The following is a 21,229-nucleotide window of genomic DNA, read 5'->3' on the forward strand; positions in this document are numbered from 1 at the left end:
TTTTGTATTTCTGCCTACTACAATACTTGAACCCCTTCGGGGTAATTGAATTTTTTGTATTTCTGCCTACTACAATACTTGAACCCCTTCGGGGTAATTGAATTTTTATTCATGCTGACTGTCAACCGTCAACCGCCAACTGATTACCGCGGCGGCCAGCAGGTCTTCAAAAATTCCTTCTGCACAAGTTTAGGATCATCAATGATCTCGTAAAACCTGTCTAAGTAGCTCAATGACCAGTTCAGGCTGCGTTCATCCAGGTAGGGAAGATCCCGGTAAAGTGCATAGATTTCTTCCTTTTTGGATCTGAACAGGTCGAAACACGCATTAAACTCTTCTTTTGTCCGGCAAAAACCCAAAAACACACGCTGGGTGACCGAGGCAATGTCGAGCTCATCCGCCGGTGCAGCGTAGGAAGTGTTGACAATGCCGCAGTAATCAAAATCGTAGGGAATGGCCATGGGTTCGAGGAACGGGCTGGTCTGGATGATCTTTACGTTATGCTGAACGGAAACCGACCAGTCGGGATTGCCCACCAGGTACATATACACCTCCAGAAGATCCGTGTGCTTTTGATCCGTCCGGTCCTGGTGGATGTTTTTTACTTCAATGACCTTCCCCCCTACCCGTTCCGCCATCTGGTCATCGTTTTCGATGAAAAAGGCGAATCGCTGCAAAGTATCCATCTCCCCTTCCGTGTCAACGTAGGTGATCCTTGCCAGCCTGACCCGGAAAGCTGTGTCGGTCAGTACGTTAAAGATCCTGTACACCAGGTATTCACGCAGGACGTACTGTTCGAATATCTTTTCCGTATTGCTGCAATGTGTGACCAGTTTCAGGCGTTTCAAGTCCTCAAAAGGCGTATTTTTGGATTGCTTTTTATTGAATTTCACGGATAACGGCGGAAATACACAATGTGAGGGATCACGGCGGTAGTTGCCTCTGGGCCTTATTTCAACGCCCAGGGTGTCCCAGGATCCGTCAGGCCTCTTATAGACGGCGGTGCCATCGTGATTGACCGTATCCGCATTCGTCCTGATTTCCCTGAACATGCTCCTAAAATCCGTGAATAGCTTCATTTCAATAAGGTCGTGGGAAGAGAAAAGTGAGCTCCTGTCATATTTGAGGAGCTTAACTTCCTTTGGTTCAACATTCTGGCTAAGTGTCACCAGCGGAAAAGCAAGGAAGAGGACCAGGGCGAAAAGAAAGAAATAAATGATCGCTCGATTTTTCATTATGATCGTTTTACAATCAGTTCATCCTGACAGTTTAACAAAAATAAACAAAAAATGTTTGGGACAGAAGTTTCTTCCGTCGATTAGAGGTTCTCAGGTCTTCGGGTTCTCGGGTCTTCGGGTTCTCGGGTCTTCGGGTTCTCAGGTCTTCGGGTTCTCAGGTCTTCGGGTTCTCAGGTCTTCGGGTTCTTATGCAGACCTGCAGACCTGTAGACCTGCAGACCTGCAGACCTTTAGACCTGCAGACCTGTAGACCTTTAGACCTGTAGACCTGCAGACCTTTAGACCTGCAACTCAAAGGCAAATCCTGGTCATTTCTGTAAATATTTTATTTTTGCCGGACATCTTTTACACTTCATGGCAACAAATACATTCGAAAAAGCATATACTCCCATTCGCATCCGGGGACTGGAGCTTCGCAACCGTTTCATTAAGTCGGCCACTTTTGAGGGGATGACCGAAGAGGGGTACTCCACAGCGCAGCTTGTGGAGCATCACCGCCGGCTGGCGCAGGGAGGAGTTGGTCTGACCACCGTAGCTTACGGTGCGGTGAGTCCGGAAGGCCGGACCAACCGCAGGCAGCTTCTTATTGATGACCGTGCTGTTCCTCCGCTGCTGGATCTGTCAGCCGCTGTTCACGCAGAGGGAGGTGCCGTCATGCTGCAGCTCACACACTGCGGTTATTTCACCAAGAACCAGGAGTTACGTTTCAAGCGGTCACTTGCTCCCAGTGCGAGGATCAACCTTTACGGGATCCTGGGGGGTATCTTTTTTTCGCGGAGTATGACCAAAGAGGACATGCATTACCTGGCGAACCGGTTTGCGAATGCTGCCCTATTATCCAGGAATGCCGGCCTGGACGCTGTGGAGATCCATATGGGACATGGGTACCTGTTGAGCCAGTTCCTGAGTCCGGGGATCAACAAAAGAATGGATGAATATGGCGGTTCAGTGGCCAACCGGTTACGGTTTCCGCTGGAGGTGGTTGAAGCTGTCCGCCGTGCGGTTGGAGAGGATTACCCCATCTTCTGCAAGATCAACCTTGAGGACGGATTTCGGAACGGGCTCACGATCAATGATGCTGTGGAGGTTGCAAAGGCCCTGGAAAAGGCAGGCGTGGATGCGCTGGTGCTGAGCGGCGGATTTACGAGCATTACGCCCTTTTACCTGATGCGGGGGGATGTGCCGATGCGGGAGATGATCAAAGCCGAGCGGGACGTTGCGCAGAAGATGGCCATGGCGCTGTTCGGCAAGTTCATCATGCGCAGGTTCGCTTTCGAGGAGAATTTCTTCATGCCAATGGCGCTCAAAATCCGGGAGGCCGTGACCATGCCGCTGGCTTACCTTGGAGGAGTATCCTCCAGGGAAGGGATTGAACGGGCGATGACAGCTGGCTTTGACCTGATCGCCCTGGCCAGGGCTGTGATCCACGATCCGGACTTCCTGCTAAAGATCAGGGATGGCAGGGTAAGCGTGTCGGAATGCAACCACTGTAATATCTGCGTGGCGGAGATGGACCGGGGAGGGGTGAGATGTGTTCTTTAGTCAGCAGTCAGCAGTCAGCAATTGACAAATGAAATCATTTCCAGTAATCATTATCGGTGGCGGGCCGGCAGGGGCGGTTTGCGGGATTGAGCTGCAGCGGGCGGGGATCAGCACGTGCATCTTCGATAAGGCCTCATTTCCCAGGAATAAAGTATGTGGCGGATTGCTGACGAAAAAGACGGTGGACTTGCTAAAAGATTATTGCCCGGAGATCGGACCTGATGAATATGTCGTTGAGGTAACTGATTCTGTGGAATTTTATTACAGGGGCGAACCTGTCATCCGTTTTAAAACACGTATACCTCTTTATTTGACAGAACGAACCGTCCTGGATGACAGACTGATTAAGCTCTACCAGAGACTGGGGGGTACCGTGTTCGAAAACACCACCGTTCGTTCCCACCATATTGATTTGGCCTCCAATACGATAAACCTGGACACAGGAATTTACCACTATGATGTGCTTGTCGGCGCCTACGGGTGCCGGAGTCTGCTGGCCAAACTGCATTCCATCGAGCTGGATCATTGCTTTTGTATGGAAGGCCACACTGACAAAGATTCGCCGGAAAAAACGGTGAAGATTTACTTTGGCTTTGTCCGTGGCGGTTATGGATGGGACTTTCCCAAAAAAGACCATACCACGGTCGGGACGCTGGAAGAAGAGAAAGGAACGAGGATCTCCGGTCCTTTTTTCAGGGACATCATCCGGAAGGAGGTTCATTCCATACAGGGAGCGCTGATCCCGTCGGGCCGAAAGGTAAAATTGAAAAAAATGCGGCAGAATGTTTTGCTGGTTGGTGATGCAGCCGGTTACACCGATCCCGTTACCGGCGAGGGGATCTATTTTGCCTTCCTGTCGGCCAAAGCAGCGGCTGACTCCATACAGAAAGCTATCCGGACGGGCGATGGCAGATACCGGGACATCTATCTGCAGAACACACGAAAAATTCGGAGAAATATCCGGGATGCCTATCTTCTGAACAAGATCCTTTACAATCCCTTCATCATAAGACACTTCATGAATTACATCCGCCGGCACCGGTCGTTTGCCCTGTTCTATGTGGAGGCAGTGGTGTCGCAATACAACTATCCGTACAGAAGTTTTATGTGGCATTATTTGAGGGAGCGGTTTGAGAGCGGGAAGGACTGATGAATGAACTCCTCTGGTTTCATTCACTGAATTCCAACCGGATCCGCCCACCTGGCTTCTGCTTGCATCGGATTTCAATGAAGTGATGCAGCAGCTAAACGCGACCTTACAGCCTTCCCTTAATTGTGAAATGTTTTGCGTCGTAATCAAGTAATTTATATATTTGTAAATCATAAACATATTTAAAATGGATATTGCACATCGCTTCCCCTCAAATCCGCTTCTGCGTCCTTCGGATCTGAAGCCCGGCATTGAAGGCATGGAAATCGTCTGCCTTCTCAATCCCGGGGTATTTATATTCAACGGAAAAATATGGCTGCTGCTGAGAGTAGCTGAAAGGCCCAAACAGATCGAAGGCAAGATCAGTTTTCCCATTTACAATGATCAGGGGAAAATCGAGATCCTGAACTTCGACAAAAATGATCCCGACCTGGATGCTTCTGATCCACGGGTAATCAATTACAAAAAGAAAGACTACCTCACCACCCTCTCCTATTTGCGCCTGGTCTGCAGCGAAGATGGTGTTCATTTTTATGAGCCGGAGGGCTATCCGCCCATTTTCGGCCAGGGGAATCTTGAGACTTTTGGCATCGAAGACTGTCGCGTTGCCACGATGAAGGATGGATTCAGCCTGTCGTTCACCGAGGTTTCTGAGTTTGGGGTTGGGGTCGGCCTGATCAGGACCACCGACTGGAAGGACTTCAGGCGGGAAGGGATGATTTTCCCGCCCCACAATAAGGATTGTGCCATTTTCGAGGAAAAGATCAACGGGAAGTATTACGCCCTGCACCGTCCGAGCAGTCCCGAACTGGGCGGTAATTACATCTGGCTGGCCGAATCGCCCGACCTGATGCACTGGGGAAGGCATACGTGCATTGCCACCACGCGGGCCGGCAGCTGGGATTCGGCGCGGGTTGGCGCCGGCGGGGCTCCCATCCAAACAGAAAAAGGATGGCTTGAAATCTACCACGGAGCCAACAGCGACCACCGTTATTGCCTTGGCCTGCTTCTGCTGGATCTTAACGATCCCTCCCGCGTGATCGCCCGGAGCAGCGAACCTGTCATGGAGCCCATCGAGGCTTACGAACAAACCGGATTCTTTGGCAATGTGGTGTTTACGAATGGCCACTATGTAAAAGGTGATGACATCTATGTATACTATGGAGCCAGCGACGAAGTGATTTGCGGCGCGCGGTTTTCAAAGGCTGAGTTACTTTCCGCCCTACTTTAATGTACCCTACCCCTGCACCCCTCCCCTGCCAGCAGGGGAGGGGACGGGGGAGGGGTAACTGTATAAACTTCCCGGGGCTTGCCCCGGAATTAAAAATACGTATATGATAAAGAAACTGACTTCCGAGTACCGCTTTTTCCTTTCACAACCGCGCAACATGCGGGTGCTGCTGATCACCAACATGCTGTACTCGCTGGTGCTGCCTGTTGTCGAGATTTTCATGGCAGCCTATATCATGCGTTCTTTCAACGACACGAGCTATGTTGCCATTTTTCAGGTCGGGATGTACTCAGGCATCATCATCACTTCCCTGACCAACGGATTCCTGCTTAAAAATTTCAAGGTCGCCCACCTCTACAGCTTCGGGATCCTGCTGAGCGGTCTGTCGATGGTCGGGATGATGTTCGTGAAAGATATTCAGCTGCCTGGTCTGATTGTAGCCGGTACGCTGATCGGGGCAGCCTCTGGCTTCTTCTGGACCAACCGTTACATGATGACCTTGAGCACCACCACGGATGAGAACCGCAACTATTTTTTCGGACTTGAATCCTTTTTCTTTACGGTTTCAAATATCGGCGTGCCGCTTGCGATTGGGGCACTGCTGACTTCGGTGGAAGGGCTGCGGATTTTCGGTAGGGTATTTGACATTTACAATGGATATCAGATCGTAACCCTCATCGTATGCGCCATAACGATCCTGGCATGCTTCTCCCTTTCCCGTGGCAAGTTTGAGAATCCCGTGCAGAAAGATTTTCTTTATTTCCGTTTCGACAGGCTCTGGAACAAGCAGATCCTATTGGCTGCCCTGAAAGGGCTGGTGCAGGGTTTCCTTGTCACCGCCCCTGCCATGCTGATCATGAAATATGTTGGCAAAGAAGGATCTCTGGGGCTTATCCAGGGAATCAGCGGTGGCTTGACGGCGATCCTCCTTTACCTGCTGGGCCGCTTTGCCAAACCCAAACACAGGATCTACATTTTTGGTGTCGGCATCACCATTTTCCTGATCGGCACCATTGTCAACGGCATTGAGCTTTCGATGGCGGGCGTGATGATCTTTGTCCTGTGCAAGGTCTTCTTCCAGCCCCTGCACGACCTTGCCTATTATCCAATCATGTTGAAAGTCATTGATGTTGTCTCCAAACGCGAAAACCGGAACCAGTATGCTTACATCCTGAACCACGAATTCGGGTTATATGCCGGCAGGGTACTGGGTCTGGGACTGTTTATCCTGCTGGCTTTTTACGCCTCCGAAACCTTTGCGCTCCGGTATGCGCTCATCATCGTGGCAACAGTACAGATGCTCTCCATTCCTCTGGCTAAAAACATCATGAAACACTCCTATCTGGCAGAAAAATGAAAAACACAGCTCTTTACATTCTTATCATTGCCGTAACGCTGGCAGTTTCCTGCACAAACGATCCGGGCAATCCCGTTTCGCAAACCTCCATCACACGCATTGACCAGATGCCTGATATGCCTGAGCCCTTTAAGATCATCGACTGGAAAAAGAAAGCACTGCAATTTGACAGCCTGGCATTCAATTTTAATGATACCGCATCTTTTGCCCCGCTGATCTGGCTCGACAGCGCCCGCCGCAATTTCGACCAGGTTACTTTCGGACTTTACACCGTTATAGGAGATGTACGTCAGGGCACTGAGCATTACAACGGGGAATTCCACGAAGCCCTTAATTCCCTCAGCGCGTTGCTGAGCGCCGGATTGCTCGGGATCGACAAAACCAGCCAGCACAGCCATAATTTTGTAAAAATGGCCCAGAATTATTTCAACAGTGATACCAGATGGAACATTGTGATGAACAACACCAATCCGGAAGTTGCCCTGGCGGGGGGCGGCTATGGACGCGACTGGTGGTATGATGTTTATCCCAATGTATTGTATTATGGCGTGGCTGCTCTCTTTCCCGGAGTGGAGAACACGGAATATATTCAGCGGACCGTTGCCGATCAGTTTTACAGGGCGGATTCGGTCCTGCAGGGAAATTACGATTACTCTTATTTCGATTATGCCCAGATGAAAGGGATGCGCAACAACATACCCTGGCAGCAGGATGCTGCCGGCGGCCACGCCTGGGTGTTGCTTTCAGCCTATCATCAATTCGGGGACGTACGGTACCTGGAAGGTGCCAAAAGTGCAACGGAGGCCTTGTTGGGCCAACAAGAAAGCCGGTTCTACGAAATCCTGCTACCTTTCGGGGCCTACGCTGCTGCACGGCTCAACGCGGAACAGGGAACCAGTTACGACGTCACAAAACTGCTGAACTGGACCTTCGACGGATGCCAGGCAAAGGATGGACGCACGGGCTGGGGAGTCATTGCTGAGCGCTGGGGCGACTATGATGTTCACGGACTTCAGGGCAGTATCACAGATGGCGGAGGGTTTGGTTTCTTTATGAATTCCGTTGCAATGGCCTGGCCACTGGTGCCGATGGTGAAATACGAGCCACAGTATGCAAAGGCCATCGGAAAGTATATGCTGAATGCGGTCAACGCCTCACGCTTGTTCTATCCTGATCAGGTGGATGATGCACATCAATGGCTCCCCGAATTAAAGGATCTCACCCATGGCATCATTGGATACGAAGGCATCCGCAAAACGGATGATTACAATAAGCCCGAACTGAAAGGGATCTCCCCCGTTTCCCTCGGGGATGGACCAAAATGGGTAGCCGGCCAGCCGGAGGAATCCATGTTCAGCCTTTACAGCACAGCCATTGCGGGCGTGTTCGGCGCCATCGTCCATACCACGGATGTGGAAGGGATCCTGGCACTCGATTGCAATGTCACTGACTTTTACGCCCCAAACATATACCCTGTTCATTTGTATTACAATCCGTATCCTGAAACAAAAACGGTCACCTATCCGTCGGCGGATGGTCTGGATCTTTTTGATCTTGTTTCAAAAAAATACCTTGCAAAAAATGCCAGGGGAACTGCGGGCATTGAGATACCATCCGGTGAAGCTGTGCTGGTTGTGGCCCTGCCGGCAGGACTGCGGCTTAAGACAGACGGCACAAAATTAAAGGCCGGTAATATGGTGATAGGATACCATTAAGCAAAGAATAATCTGAAGATCATAAAATTTTTTAAAACAAGCATAATGAAACGACTATTATTTATTGTAGTGATGCTTTCAGCAGCCGGGCTCAGTTATGCCCAGATGGTTGTGGAAGGAACCGTAACGGATGCCAAGACCAATGAAACCCTGATTGGTGTTACGGTAAGCATTAAAGGCACCACATCAGGGACAGTCACCGACCTTGACGGTCATTACCGTCTGGAATCGCCGCAGCTGACCGCTTCATCCGTAATTGTTTATTCTTATATCGGGTACACCACGGTGGAGCACATTCCGGGAACCCGGACGGTCATTGATGTTCCCCTGCAACCTGAGGCCTATGCACTTGACGAACTGGTCGTTGTCGGGTATGGCACCACAAAAAAGAGCAACGTGCTGGGGTCTGTCACCAAGGTAAGCAATACCGAGCTGACCCGGACGCCTGTTGCTACCGTTGATCAGGCGTTGCAGGGAAGGGCCGCAGGGGTGCAGGTCACACAGAACACGGGTGCTCCCGGTGAGGGAGTGGCGGTCAGGATCCGTGGCGCAGGTTCGATCAATTCGAGCAATGATCCCCTTTATATCGTGGATGGAATACCCACGGCCGATGCACTCAATATCCTGGCCCCGGGTGACATTGAAAATATTTCCGTTCTCAAGGATGCTTCGGCGGCTGCCATCTATGGGTCCCGGGCCAACAACGGCGTGATTCTGATAACCACCAAAACAGGATCCAAGGGAAAGACCAGGATTGCCTACCACGGACAGACAGGCTTCCAGCAGGCAACGGGGCTGACAAAAATGGTGAACACATCCGATTACATCACCATTTACAACGAAGCGGCCACCAACGACAATGCCTTTCTGCCGCCGACGCTGCAGCGCCCCCTGATCACTTCCGAAGATGCGGCGCGTTTTGACGACATAGACTATGTAAAGGAATTACTGAGAGCAGCTCCGGTCAACTCCCACGAACTTTCCGTTTCAGGCGGTAATGACCTGACTGATTTCATGATCTCTGTCTCGTTCTTCGACCAGAAAGGGATCATACAAAACACGGGCTACACGCGGGGGACAGCTAAGCTGAATGTGAACACAAAAGCAACGAAATGGCTCACGGTCGGGCTGAGCATGCTTACAGGTCTTTCCGACAACGATATCATTGGAAGCTCAGGCGACGGATATGGTGGCAATGGCGGGAGTGTCGTCAGGTATGCTTTTTTCCGCAATCCGGCTATACCAATACGATTCGATGATGGCACCTATGTTGACCGCCCTGCCGAATACTTCGGAAACCAGATCTACGATTCGTTCCTTGGCGATGGCTACAATCCTATCGGAATGGCCGATTATGTCGAAAACAACCGGAAAGACAACAGTTTTCTGGGCAGGACCTATTTCATTGCACAACTGACCGAAAAACTCAAATTCACGACCAATTTCGGTATTGATTTCCGGAATACGGACTCCCGTCGCTTCGACCGTACATGGGGAACAATGAATCGTATCAACGCTGTAAATAATCTGAGTGTCAGCACAGAACACATAGCAAATTGGACGGTCAACAACCTGCTGGACTATCAGACGACTTTCGGTGAATCGCATACTTTTTCGGCCCTGCTGGGATTTGAAGCGATAAAGAACAAGGGAAATGCGCTTTATGCAAGCGACATGGATTTCCCCATCCAGCAGGAAGAGCTGATCTATATTGGAAATGGCCTCGGAACAAAGCTTGCCAGCCAGAGTGAATATGCATCCACGCTGGCCTCGTTTTTCGGACGAATAAACTATGATTTCAAAGGGAAGTATTACGTGTCGGGGACCCTCCGCCGCGATGGATCGTCAAGGTTTACAGGAGACAACAAGTGGGGAACGTTCTATTCTCTTTCAGCCGGTTGGGTGATGAGCCGGGAAAATTTCCTGAAGGATGTGCCCTGGATCGAGAGCCTTAAGCTGCGTGCCGGTTATGGGGCCATCGGAAACCAGGAGGTTGGACTCTATGCTTATAGCGACAGGATCTCTCCCTATTTCAACTATCCCTTCGGCAGCATCTCCAACAGTGGCTATGCACAGACTGCGCTCGGTAATGAAGATCTGAAGTGGGAAACCAGTTACCAGTACAATGCCGGTTTTGATGCCGAACTCTGGAAAGGAGCACTGGCATTCTCTGCTGATTATTTCTATAAAGTTACGGGCGATATGCTGGTGAGCGCTCCCAATCCACCCTCGGTAGGTTATGCCGAAGCCGCCTGGATCAACAGCGGATCAGTCCTGAACACCGGAGTTGAACTTGAAGTCCTTTACCGCCAGATGAAGAAAGATTGGGGTTATTCAGTCGGTGGTAACGTAGCGTACTTAAAAAACAAAGTGCTTGAACTGGATGCCCCGCTCTTTGGCGGAAGGGTCGAGTCGGGCGTCTATGCCACTAAAACGGAAGAAGGCCAGCCCATTGGCGCTTTCTACCTGCTCGAAATGGAAGGCATCTTCCAGAACGAAACCGATATCTTGCTTTCTGCATTCCAGGGGAACGATATTGAACCCGGCGATGTCAAATTCAAGGATCAGAATAATGACGGACGTATCGACAATAACGACCGTGTGTATATAGGCAGCTCCATCCCCAGGTTCACTACCGGCATTAACCTGGCTGCCAATTATAAAAACTTCGATTTAAGCGTATTCTTACAGGGAGCTTTTGGCAATAAAATCTATGTGCAAATCCATCAGGACATCGAGGGATTCTACAGGGGGTTCACCGTAACCCAGCGCTATTTTGATGAGCGGTGGATAGGTGAAGGCACGTCCGACACCCAGCCCAGGGCTTCGTGGTCGGCCAAGTCGAACAATGCCAGGCCCTCCTCGCGTTTCCTCGAAAATGGCTCCTATATGCGGCTGAAAAACCTTCAGCTTGGCTACACTCTTCCCGAAAATGCTCTGGCAAGGCTGGGCATAACGATGGCAAGATTATATATTTCAGGGACAAACCTGTTGACATTGACCAAATTCCCGGGTCTCGATCCTGAAATGACCGTTAGCGACAACTCCAAAAATGAAGGTGACCGCGCTGCCGGAATTGACTGGGGGACCTACCCTTCGGCAATGACCATTATGTTTGGAATAGATATCACTTTTTAATAATATTCAGCCATGAAAAATAGAATAGTCGATTTCTTCTGCCCAAGCAGGCAAAGAGAACATACAGCCTCCGGGATTTCTTATCTTAAAACCTGCAGATCAGGACTTGCGCTGATGTTGATCGCACTGAGTTCCTGTACCGATTTTCTGACCGAAGACCTCAAAGGGACTTTTTCCACGGATACCTTTTATAAAAATGACAAGCAGGCCATTCAGGCAATCAACGGGGTTTACAATGCCATCACCTTTCTGAATTTCAACAATGCCATATGGGTATTTGGCGATGTTGCCTCCGATGATGCCGTTAAAGGAGGAAATCCGGGCGATCAGGCAGAAATAACCTATATTGATGAGTTCACGGCCGATGCCAACAATGGGATCATCAACAACTACTGGAGTTTTGCTTATGAAGCCATTGCCCGGGCCAACAATGTGATCGCCAGCGTTCCTGCTGTTGAGATGGATGAAGTGCTCCGGAACCGGATTGTCGGTGAAGCAAAATTCCTGAGAGCATACAGCTATTTCAACCTGGTGAACATTTTTGGGAAGGTACCCCTTAAACTGTATCCACAGCTGACCCATGAAACGATCCACGTTCCGCTGAGTGATGAATCCGCCATTTATCAGCAGATTGAGCAGGATCTGACCGATGCTGCCGCCGTTTTGCCGGAATCCTACGGAACATCGGATGCCGGACGCATAACCCGCGGTGCCGTCCTGGCCTTATTTGGAAAGGCAAGCCTGTATCAGCAGAACTGGGCAACGGCTCTCAGCTATTTTCACCAGGTTGAAGCCCTGAGCATCTACGGGTTGTTGCCTGATTATGCTGATAACTTCAAATTGGCCAATGAAAACAGCAAAGAATCCATTTTCGAGGTTCAACACCTGGCAGGTCAGAATCCCGGAACAGGAAGCGCTCTGAACCAATGGCTTGCGCCCGCTGCGGAGGGCGGGTATTATTTTGACGCTCCTACGCAAAGCCTGATCGATGCGTTTGAAAAGAGTGCAACGGGCGAGGTGGATCCGCGGCTTGACGCAACCGTCGGCCGCGATGGCCAGCCCTGGCTGAACGGTGAGATCTTCAGCGCATCCTGGTCCCCTACCGGCTACCTGACCAAAAAGCACCAGCAGCCTCTGGACGAAATACCTTCCTCCCTGAAAGGCGACGGTGACCTTAACTACATTTATCTGAGGTATGCCGATGTATTGCTTATGAAAGCAGAAGCCTTTGCTGAAACCGGCCAGGCCGATTCAGCCAGATCAAACCTGAACAAAGTAAGGCAGCGCGCCCGGGCAAGCTTTCAGGGAACACCTCCGGCTGACCTGCTGACGGATGTCACTACATCTGATCAGAATTTACTGATTACCGCCATCCGCAATGAACGCAGAGTGGAGCTCGGGCAGGAATTTCATCGCTATTTTGATCTGATGCGCTGGGGAAAAGCAGTTGCTGAAGCCGCACTGGGTCCCGACTTTAATTATGAAAGGAACAGGTATTTGCCCATACCCCAGGCGGAAATTGATGCCAATCAGGCAATAAATCCATAAGATATCAATAAATCCATTATATATAATAAATATGTTGTATATTTGTAAAAAATGCAAATCTACCTTACTGAAATGCTGAGGCAATTTATTCACCGAACTGAACGTTCTTTATGAATCTTATGATTTAAATAAATTAAGGGAATGTAACAAGGATATAAATTCGTAGTCTATAAATCAAAAAAAACAGAATGAAAATGAAAAATTTAATGAAATTGTACACGCTGCTGCTTATGGTATTAGTAAGCTCAGCTCTGACTTTTACATCGTGCAATGACGATGAAGACATCGTTGAGGGAGACAAAACCGAACTCAACGCCTTGATCGCGGAGGCCGATGCCATGTCCGCTGCCGCCACCACAGAGGATTACCCTCAGACTGCCATCACACAATTTAATACTACCCTGCAAAACATTAAAACTGCCGCTGCAGAAAAGCTCACCCAGGCTGAGATTGACAACCTGGAAATTCAATTGATTGAAGCCATGGCCACTTTTGATTCTCAGGCCTACGGCTACATTGATGAATCGTTGTACCTGAATGCCGGCTGGCATTTTGACGAAGGAAGCGGAACCACTGCTACGGCCTTTTCACCCGTAAAGCATGTTGCTACCTTTTTCAAAGGAAATACGGTCATCCTTGGCAATGAAGCCATGAATCCCAGCTGGGTCGAAGGCCTGAATGGCGGGAAAGCAATTTATTATAATAAAGGCGCACACCTTGAGGTGCCTTACACCACCAGCTTTTTGCCGGCCAACATTACGATCTCGGTATGGATAAAGCCGGAAGAACTGTATGAACACAATTACGTTGTCTCACAGAACTACTGGCAGGGATATAAATTACAGACCCAGGGAGGCGGAAAACCCTTCTTTACGTACAAGAAAGTGGATGGCAACATCATTGATGCTGATAATGAGACCGATAACTCTATCAAAGCAGGACAGTGGAACCACGTTGTCGTGTCCGTTAACGGTACTACCAAAGAGCTGAAGTTCTATGTTGACGGAACACTTACCAAGACCTGGACAGAAACCGACAAAGGCATTGGCCCCCTCACTCAGACGCTTGCTTCACCGGATCCCCAACCATTCATCATCGGTGGTGTGGCAACGGATGCAGAACTGGCTGCCAATTTCATGGCGTGGACAACGGCAGATAACCTTGGCTATTTCAAGGGTATTATCGATGAACTGAAGATCTACAACATCGCTCTTTCTGATGGCCAGGTCTCAAAACTCTATAACGACGAGAAACCGTAAGCCTTACATACGGTAATTTAAACAGAAGCAGGGAGGCTCAGGAGATCTGCCAGTGGAAGCAGGCTTTTGAGCCTCCTTTATTTTAATAAATGGGCTTTTATAACATACGTACATTTGCCTGAAATATCCATCACCGGTATAAAACGCTCCATCTTTCTGATTTTCCTGACAGCCTTCATCATTGAAATCCCGGCCAAAGGTCAGCAATTGAAGCTTAAGGTAACTGGGGATGAACAGAACGGATTCCATGTTGAGCTGTTTGATCTGAACCGGTTACTGGTCACAAATCCCGGTGAGTTCACCATGCAACTCCACAATACGGACATGAGTGCCACGGCGGAAATCAGGGACTGGAAAGGTACTCAATGGTCAGGGAACGACGAGGAGGTCATTTTGATGGGAGATACTTATCTGCAGGAATTGGATGCTAAGCTATCAGTGACCGTCCGCTATGAAGTCATCAATACGAACGTAGTGAAAAAAACCATTCGGCTTTTTCAACCCTCCATGACCGATATGTACTACATTTTGAAAGAGACAGCGCGCCCTGCCCAAAAGCCCTTGAAATATACAACATTTGAGTGTGATAGCTTTCCCGGTGGTCTTGTGCACGAAATGTATCCGGCTGCCGGCTGGGTGACTCCTGATCATCAGGTAGTCGGTTTACTGACGGACGCCGGTTATCTGAACCAGTTCACCCGCACTACCCGACGCCGGTTTAGCGGCAGGGGAGGCGGTTTTGTCGGCATGCGGAAACTTCCGGATCCGGAACTTTATGCAGTGTCAACTCAGGAAGAACAGGAAGAGCAAAATGAATATGTCAGGCTGACCTTTGGTGAAATGTACAACCTGGATGCCGGCTCCACCCGGATCATCCCTGCCGTCACCATAAGCCGGAAAGTCGGAAAGGTTGAAGTGGAGCAGAACGACAGCCTTATCACGCTCATCTGCCATCCGTGCGACAGGGCTGGCATTGAATATATTGCCCCGTTCGAAGACCAGAAGGTTTACACCATCTCTTTCGACTGCAGGGGCAACACTCCGGTAGCCCTCAAGCTGTTCAGGATACGCAATGGGATGAAGACCATCGAACTTGAAGAGGGTGTGAAATACATCGATCAGTTTCCTGCCGGCGAACAGGACTGGACCTTTTTCAAGGGCAGCATCCTGGTACCCTATACCGGACACGATTCGGTATCCCTGTTTATCGGCACACAATCCGGAATGGAATCCCGCCTGCAAATAAAAAACCTGCAGTTTACAGAGCATCAGCCTCAAAGAGAGCCTTACAATCTTCTTCCCCTGGGCCAGTCCGCAGAAAAGGTCACCTACATCTTTGCTGAACATTATACGAATCACAAAGAATTTATGATCGCATCCCAGACACGCCTGGCAGAAGGCAAAGGATTCAAAGGATCGCAGATCGAAAAAATGCTTTACGCCAACCTCCAGATGCTGACCTGGATCACCTCCGTACACGACATGACCCCCTTCAATGTGCCCAACAAGAATTATTCACCCGACATGTACAACCGGGATTCATTCTTTTCTGCGGTCGCCACCTATCAAAAGGAACTAAACCTGGCTCTCTGGGAACAATGGGGCAAAACACAGACGCCCGAAGGCGGGATTGGCACGATCATCACACCCTACATGGGTTCGGTGGAGGTCAAGGACAATGAGGCCACTATTGAATGGCTGATCTGGGCGATGCTTAACAAACGACGTTTTGGAATCAGTCTGCCACAAGACAAGATAAAGAAAGCAGTGGACTATGTCCTGAACGAATTTGACCCGGACCGCAACGCGATATGCAAGTCACGCTTCTCGCTCAGCCAGGTGGATATTGTGGATTTCGATCCCAAAACGGACCGTCTTGCGGTGAATCAGGGAATGCTGGCCGTTGCCCTGCGCACGATCAAAGAACTGGGATTTGAACTGTCAGAAGCCTATCTTGAAAAAGCAGAGCAGGCATACCGTAATTTTTACGATCCGCAGAGACGGCACCTTCTATTCGACCGGAATTATCCCGACATCATTTCCCTGACCGACCTGGAGCCCGAGTTCTTTTCCCTCTGGTTGTTCGGCCGGCCATTGCTGACCGATGAAATAGTCATCAACCACCTGGATCAGATGCCTGTCCTGAACAGGGTTCCGGATGCACCTCATCCGGAATATGGCACCACCGCACCCATTTGTGTACGTTTGATCAACGACGGAAAAAGCTTTGCTTATCTTTCAGGGGATTACCAACCCTTTGCAGAATTCGGCGAGGCCAACTACAGCGACGGGAGAAATGACGGATACTACTACAACGGGGGGAGCTGGCTGCGGGCAGAATACTCTGCCTATGCCGCCGGAATGAAACACGGCTGGGAAAAGGCAGGTAAACTTATGGAAAACAGGATCTGGGCCGAGATCAACCTGCATCCGGATTGGCCCTTCAGCAAGGAATTCATCCCTACCAAATGGACAAGCACGGATTCCTGGTGGGTTTCGACCAAAGGGCTCTGCTGGAATGTGTTCATCCTGATGGCCAATGAGCTCGTCGGTCTGCGCACGCCCGATATGGATCCTGACTATCCGAAACGATGAACAACTTCCTATACCGCTATTTTCAAAGTACACAATGAACCGACGACCTATGAACCGCAATTTACTGTTACTGCCGCTTTGCATTTTCTTCGTGCAGGCATTTGCCCAACCTGGGCAATTAAGCATTTCCCGGATCGGTCAAATGCCCGATTCACCCTCCCCTCTCCAGATCAGAGACTGGAATTCAGTGACTTTGGACTATGACAGCTTCATCTTCGATCTGAATAAAACCGGACAATACCTTCCGTTGTCGCGGCTTGGATCGCCGGGGCAGTTCAACTATCCCGACAACACTCCTGTCTTTCTTGATTCTTATGTCGGTGCAGATGATCATTCCAACCAGGCAGAAGCCATCAATATTCTGCCGGCCATTATCGGCGCCTCTCTTGCTGGTGTTGATAAAAGCAACCAGAACGGGATGAACTGGGTGGCTATGGCTAAAGATTTCTATAATAAAAAGAACGGTCAGAACGTCTATCTTAACAACTATTCAACGAAATCGGGCAGCGATTGGTGGTATGATGTCATGCCCAACGTTTACTTTTATCAGCTTAGAAACCTATATCCTGATGCGGCGCCCGAATTCGGAAGCCAGTTCATCTCTATTGCCGACCGCTGGCTGTACTGCGTAAACCAGCTGGGAGGAAGCACAACACCGTGGGCGATCCCGGACATGAATTACCGCGCCTTTAACCTGGCCACCGGACTGCCGCTTGCCACGGGGGTACCCGAGCCCGAAGCAGCAGGCAGCATCGCCTGGCTGTTGTACAACGCTTACCTTGAAACGGGAAACAGGAAATATTTCGAAGGCGCCCAGCTGGCCATGGACTTCCTGGCAGGATTTGAATCCAATCCATCCTATGAGCTCCAATTACCTTACGGAACACTTGCAGTAGCCCGGATGAATGCAGTGGAGGGAACGAGTTACCCGTTGCAGAAAATGCTGAATTGGTGCTTTGACCGGGGGGAACTCAGGGGCTGGGGTGCCATCGTGGGTACCTGGGGCGGGTATGATGTGTCGGGACTGATCGGAGAAGCTAACGATAACGGTGATGATTATGCTTTTGTGATGAATGGTTTTCAACAAGCCGCTGCGCTGGCACCGCTTCCCAAGTATGACAAGCGCTATGCACGCGCCATTGCCAAATGGTTGCTGAATGTCACGAATGCCAGCAGGCTTTTCTACTGGAACGCCCTTCCCCAGGATTTACAGGATTCGTATGCCTGGGCTTCAGTCTATGATCCGGCTGCCTGTATCCCTCACGAATCCATGAAAGAAGTATGGCAGGGAAAAACACCCTTTGCCACAGGTGATGCCATCAATGGAAGCTGGGCGGCCACCAATTTGTCCCTCTACAGTGGATCAAGTGTCGGATACCTTGCGGCTGTCGTGAAATCGACCAATGTCCCTGAGATTCTTCAGATCGATCTCAATAAAACAGATTTTTACGGGGATAATTCACTAACTTCCTGGTTATTTTATAATCCTGCTTTAAACAGCAAACAGGTTCAGGTGAACCTTCCCCCGGGAAAATTTGCTGTATACGAAGCAATTACCGAGTCCGTACTGTTTTCCGAAGCCACTGGCTCCTTCCAGTTGCCAATTCCATCAGGAGAAGTAAGGCTGATCAGGTTATTTACGGCCGGGTTGGAGCCCCAGCAGGATCAAAACCGCCTCTATGTTGGAGTAGATGTGCTTGATTATCATTATCAGTATGACTTTTCTGAGAACCTGCGCATCAAAGCACTCTCAACCGATCAAAGCCCACTTATCATCAATTCTTTATTCACTGCCTATTGTGAACCGGGAAACCATGATCCGGAAGGTCAGGTGCAGTTTGAATGGTTCCTGAATGAAGTATTGGTTGAAGGGCAGGACCAGTCACAGGCAACACTTACTGCTCCTGCACTTCCGGGACAACTTGTCCTGAAGTGCAGGGTCAGTTCCAATGGACAGGTGGCAGCAGACACCCTGCTGTTGGAGGTTGTGGAGTACATCCCTCTCCCGCCGGTTGTGAATGGCATTCTGGCAGAAACAAAATATACCGCAACAGGGGGCACCAATACGTTCACAGCGCTGGCCGAACCGGCGCCCGGTGAGGATCTGAATTATTCATGGACAGTTACCGAAGGTGTCCTTGATCCGTCAACAGGCAGTTCAGTCACCTGGCAGGCTCCTGATGTTCCGGTGGTCGGAGAAATTACGGTTCAGGTGACTAACCAGTATACGCTCTCAACCAGCGTTTCAACGCCGGTACTGGTAAAAGACACAAGCCTGGCAGCCCAGGCACCTCTGATCTGGTACCCTTTTGATTCCGATACTAAAAACGCGGCAGCCGATCGCTTCCACGCCACGGCCGTCGGTGTTGCCAAAACCCAGGATGCCAGGGGAGCACCTTCGCTGGCCTATCGCTTTACAACGGGACAGGACATCATTTATGCGGAAAACGACGCAGATCTGAATTTCAGTGGCGCCATCAGCCTGAGCTGCTGGGTTAAGTGTGAGCAGCTTCAATCAGAGCGATTCATCATCTCACACGGCTCCTGGCAGCAGCGCTACAAGCTTTCCATCACACCTGAAGGGCGGTTACGCTGGACCGTTAAAACCAGTACGGGCATTTCGGACCTGGATGGCTCCTCCCCCATCGAGTTGAACCGCTATTACCACGTTACCGCACTCTATACGGGCTATTCCATGGAATTATACGTGGATGGCATTCTGGATGCATTTAAAGGCTTCTCAGGAACGATCCTGCCCTCGACCAAGCCGTTGACCATTGGCCGGATGGATCAGGTAGAAACACTCTATGCATTGCGTGGAAGTGTGGATGAAGTCAGGATCTGGGATAAGGAAATTCCGGTTTCCCAGGTCGGGCAATTAAAAAACCAATGGGCAACGCCTTTCGGGATCATTGAAAATGAACTTATTGCACAGTTCTACCCCAATCCTACCGGCGAGGTTCTCTATATTGAATTTGCCGGAAAGGCCAGCGCCGAAAACATTTCATTGTATACGGCCGATGGCAGGAAAGTATCGGACTACCTTCCCGGATCCCGGGATCCGTTGATGAAGATCAAAATTCCTCAGTCGTTAACCGGCCTGTATGTGCTCAGGATCACCCTGGATGACGGGCGCATCATTACCCGCAAAATGATTGCCTTGTAACAGAAAATGATTCAATTAAAGCATTTCTTGAATTCCCTCCTTCAAGCGCATCTGTCCATCTCCCTTTCCATACCCGCGCCTTGCATCGTTGTAATGATCCAGGATCACATTCACCTGGTTTTCCCGGATCACTTTCTTGTATTTCTTTAGAAAATCCATTATGCTGGAGGGGGGAAGATACTGAACTTGATCAAGGATGAATTCAATAATGCCCGATGAGGAAATCTCAAGTTCATTTGCAACACTTTCCAGTTCATCCAGAGATGGAAACGAGTAAAACTTCACCCATTCATTGACTTTCTTCTGGAAGCCCGACTCAATCTCGGCGGGACTTCTTCCTTTTTTCCATTTATCTGCTTCCTGTTCCAACCTTGAGATCAAGGCATCTATCAGTGGCCACAAGTCAATATTGCTTAGCATCCGGAAAGCATCCTGCGGGCTGGTCGCAGGATTGGAAAATAAAACCTTCGCCAGCCTGAATCGATCTTTTTTCCCGGCAGGAAATTCACTGGTAAACCTTATCCCAAAATATGTCTGCGTGTTCTGCATACGATGCTTGCTAAATATTACGGCATGGCAATCTTTGTACGTAGTCATTACGTAGATCCAGTTGATAAAACTCAACATTCGTATCCAGACAATCCACATACGTAACTGAAGTTTCCCCCGATGGATCTCCGGTCACCATTATCCCTGATCGTGTCTTTGTATGCCCCACGATCTGGTGATACCCGTGCATTGGATCATCGCTGGTCTCCGCACGATGCGCCCAGAAAATTCCTCCATCCTCGTACAATCCCCCACGAAGAGCACTGACGTGAAATAACGGCTGAAAATACTCCCTGAACAGACGATTGAACGTATAGGCCAGGTTTTCATCCGTTGGCTTCACCTGCTCCTGAATATACGTGTCATACCACCGCTGCACAACCCCGGCATGTGTCCACAGGTGATTACCTACCTGAGAAGCAGCCTGAAAAAGGTTACGATTGGAAGTGAATAGGGAATATAGCGCTGATAACATGCTCATTTTAAAGCCTGAACAGTAATGCCGCCCGTGCCCTCCATAAAAATAAGCAAGGTCATGGTTTCCCATCAACAGGACGATCTTGTCCGGAAGTTTCTTCTTCAGGTCAATGATCTCCATCAAATTCAGGATGATCTCATCACGAGTGAAATCCCCTGAATCAACATAATCTCCGATAAAGACCATCCGGTCCCACTCCTCCGGTTGGATCTGTTTCCAAACCGGCGAACCGTGCAGATCACCAATGGTTATGATTCTCATTT

The 21,229-nt window shown here is 49.7% G+C and carries 13 protein-coding genes; 10 read left to right on the plus strand and 3 right to left on the minus strand.

The window, feature by feature from the left end:
* Positions 1–143: 143 nt before the first annotated feature.
* Positions 144–1,235 (minus strand): hypothetical protein, encoded by a 1,092-nt coding sequence (locus PKI34_06835; protein HNS17516.1) that lies wholly within the window; start codon positions 1,233–1,235, stop codon positions 144–146.
* A gap of 357 nt (positions 1,236–1,592) precedes the next feature.
* On the opposite strand from PKI34_06835, the gene PKI34_06840 reads away from it, so the two are divergent.
* The 10 genes from PKI34_06840 (at position 1,593) to PKI34_06885 (ending at position 19,939) form a co-directional block, all read left to right on the plus strand.
* The gene (locus tag PKI34_06840; protein ID HNS17517.1) at positions 1,593–2,780 is read left to right on the plus strand and encodes an NADH:flavin oxidoreductase; all 1,188 of its coding nucleotides are present in this window, start codon (positions 1,593–1,595) and stop codon (positions 2,778–2,780) included.
* 28 nt (positions 2,781–2,808) lie between these two features.
* Positions 2,809–3,930 (plus strand): NAD(P)/FAD-dependent oxidoreductase, encoded by a 1,122-nt coding sequence (locus PKI34_06845; GenBank protein ID HNS17518.1) that lies wholly within the window; start codon positions 2,809–2,811, stop codon positions 3,928–3,930.
* A gap of 187 nt (positions 3,931–4,117) precedes the next feature.
* A complete protein-coding gene (locus tag PKI34_06850) occupies positions 4,118–5,161 on the plus strand; it encodes a glycoside hydrolase family 130 protein (protein HNS17519.1) in 1,044 nt (347 codons plus the stop codon).
* 106 nt (positions 5,162–5,267) lie between these two features.
* Complete coding sequence (locus PKI34_06855) at positions 5,268–6,518, plus strand: MFS transporter (GenBank protein HNS17520.1); 1,251 nt, start codon at positions 5,268–5,270, stop codon at positions 6,516–6,518.
* Positions 6,515–8,233, plus strand: a complete 1,719-nt coding sequence (locus PKI34_06860; protein ID HNS17521.1) for a hypothetical protein — start codon at positions 6,515–6,517, stop codon at positions 8,231–8,233. Before PKI34_06855 ends, PKI34_06860 begins: the two co-directional genes overlap by 4 nt.
* Before the next feature lie 45 nt (positions 8,234–8,278).
* The gene (locus PKI34_06865; GenBank protein HNS17522.1) at positions 8,279–11,371 is read left to right on the plus strand and encodes a TonB-dependent receptor; all 3,093 of its coding nucleotides are present in this window, start codon (positions 8,279–8,281) and stop codon (positions 11,369–11,371) included.
* A 12-nt stretch (positions 11,372–11,383) separates the two neighbouring features.
* Positions 11,384–12,919, plus strand: a complete 1,536-nt coding sequence (locus PKI34_06870) for a RagB/SusD family nutrient uptake outer membrane protein (GenBank protein HNS17523.1) — start codon at positions 11,384–11,386, stop codon at positions 12,917–12,919.
* Between the two features lie 194 nt (positions 12,920–13,113).
* On the plus strand, positions 13,114–14,178 hold the full coding sequence (locus tag PKI34_06875) for a LamG domain-containing protein (GenBank protein ID HNS17524.1): 1,065 nt from the start codon (positions 13,114–13,116) through the stop codon (positions 14,176–14,178).
* 114 nt (positions 14,179–14,292) lie between these two features.
* Positions 14,293–16,773 carry a hypothetical protein gene (locus PKI34_06880; GenBank protein HNS17525.1) on the plus strand — a complete coding sequence of 827 codons (2,481 nt, stop codon included), beginning with the start codon at positions 14,293–14,295 and terminating at the stop codon, positions 16,771–16,773.
* A gap of 49 nt (positions 16,774–16,822) precedes the next feature.
* Positions 16,823–19,939 carry a T9SS type A sorting domain-containing protein gene (locus tag PKI34_06885; GenBank protein ID HNS17526.1) on the plus strand — a complete coding sequence of 1,039 codons (3,117 nt, stop codon included), beginning with the start codon at positions 16,823–16,825 and terminating at the stop codon, positions 19,937–19,939.
* Positions 19,940–19,954: 15 nt separating this feature from the next.
* Here PKI34_06885 and PKI34_06890 read toward each other — a convergent pair whose 3' ends face one another.
* Both PKI34_06890 and PKI34_06895 read right to left on the minus strand, forming a co-directional pair.
* Positions 19,955–20,488, minus strand: coding sequence for a hypothetical protein (locus PKI34_06890; GenBank protein ID HNS17527.1), 534 nt, complete (start codon positions 20,486–20,488; stop codon positions 19,955–19,957).
* A 10-nt stretch (positions 20,489–20,498) separates the two neighbouring features.
* Entirely contained in the window at positions 20,499–21,227 is a 729-nt protein-coding gene (locus PKI34_06895; protein HNS17528.1) for a metallophosphoesterase, read from the minus strand.
* Between the last annotated feature and the right edge of the window lie 2 nt (positions 21,228–21,229).

This window comes from Bacteroidales bacterium (assembly GCA_035342335.1).
Lineage (GTDB): Bacteria > Bacteroidota > Bacteroidia > Bacteroidales > JAGONC01 > JAGONC01.

Coding starts and splice junctions, on each gene's coding strand:
- PKI34_06835 (HNS17516.1), bottom strand. CDS start 1,235: ATGAAAAATCGAGCGATCATTTATTTCTTTCTTTTCGCCCTGGTCCTC.
- PKI34_06840 (HNS17517.1), top strand. CDS start 1,593: ATGGCAACAAATACATTCGAAAAAGCATATACTCCCATTCGCATCCGG.
- PKI34_06845 (HNS17518.1), top strand. CDS start 2,809: ATGAAATCATTTCCAGTAATCATTATCGGTGGCGGGCCGGCAGGGGCG.
- PKI34_06850 (HNS17519.1), top strand. CDS start 4,118: ATGGATATTGCACATCGCTTCCCCTCAAATCCGCTTCTGCGTCCTTCG.
- PKI34_06860 (HNS17521.1), top strand. CDS start 6,515: ATGAAAAACACAGCTCTTTACATTCTTATCATTGCCGTAACGCTGGCA.
- PKI34_06865 (HNS17522.1), top strand. CDS start 8,279: ATGAAACGACTATTATTTATTGTAGTGATGCTTTCAGCAGCCGGGCTC.
- PKI34_06870 (HNS17523.1), top strand. CDS start 11,384: ATGAAAAATAGAATAGTCGATTTCTTCTGCCCAAGCAGGCAAAGAGAA.
- PKI34_06875 (HNS17524.1), top strand. CDS start 13,114: ATGAAAAATTTAATGAAATTGTACACGCTGCTGCTTATGGTATTAGTA.
- PKI34_06885 (HNS17526.1), top strand. CDS start 16,823: ATGAACCGCAATTTACTGTTACTGCCGCTTTGCATTTTCTTCGTGCAG.
- PKI34_06890 (HNS17527.1), bottom strand. CDS start 20,488: ATGCAGAACACGCAGACATATTTTGGGATAAGGTTTACCAGTGAATTT.
- PKI34_06895 (HNS17528.1), bottom strand. CDS start 21,227: ATGAGAATCATAACCATTGGTGATCTGCACGGTTCGCCGGTTTGGAAA.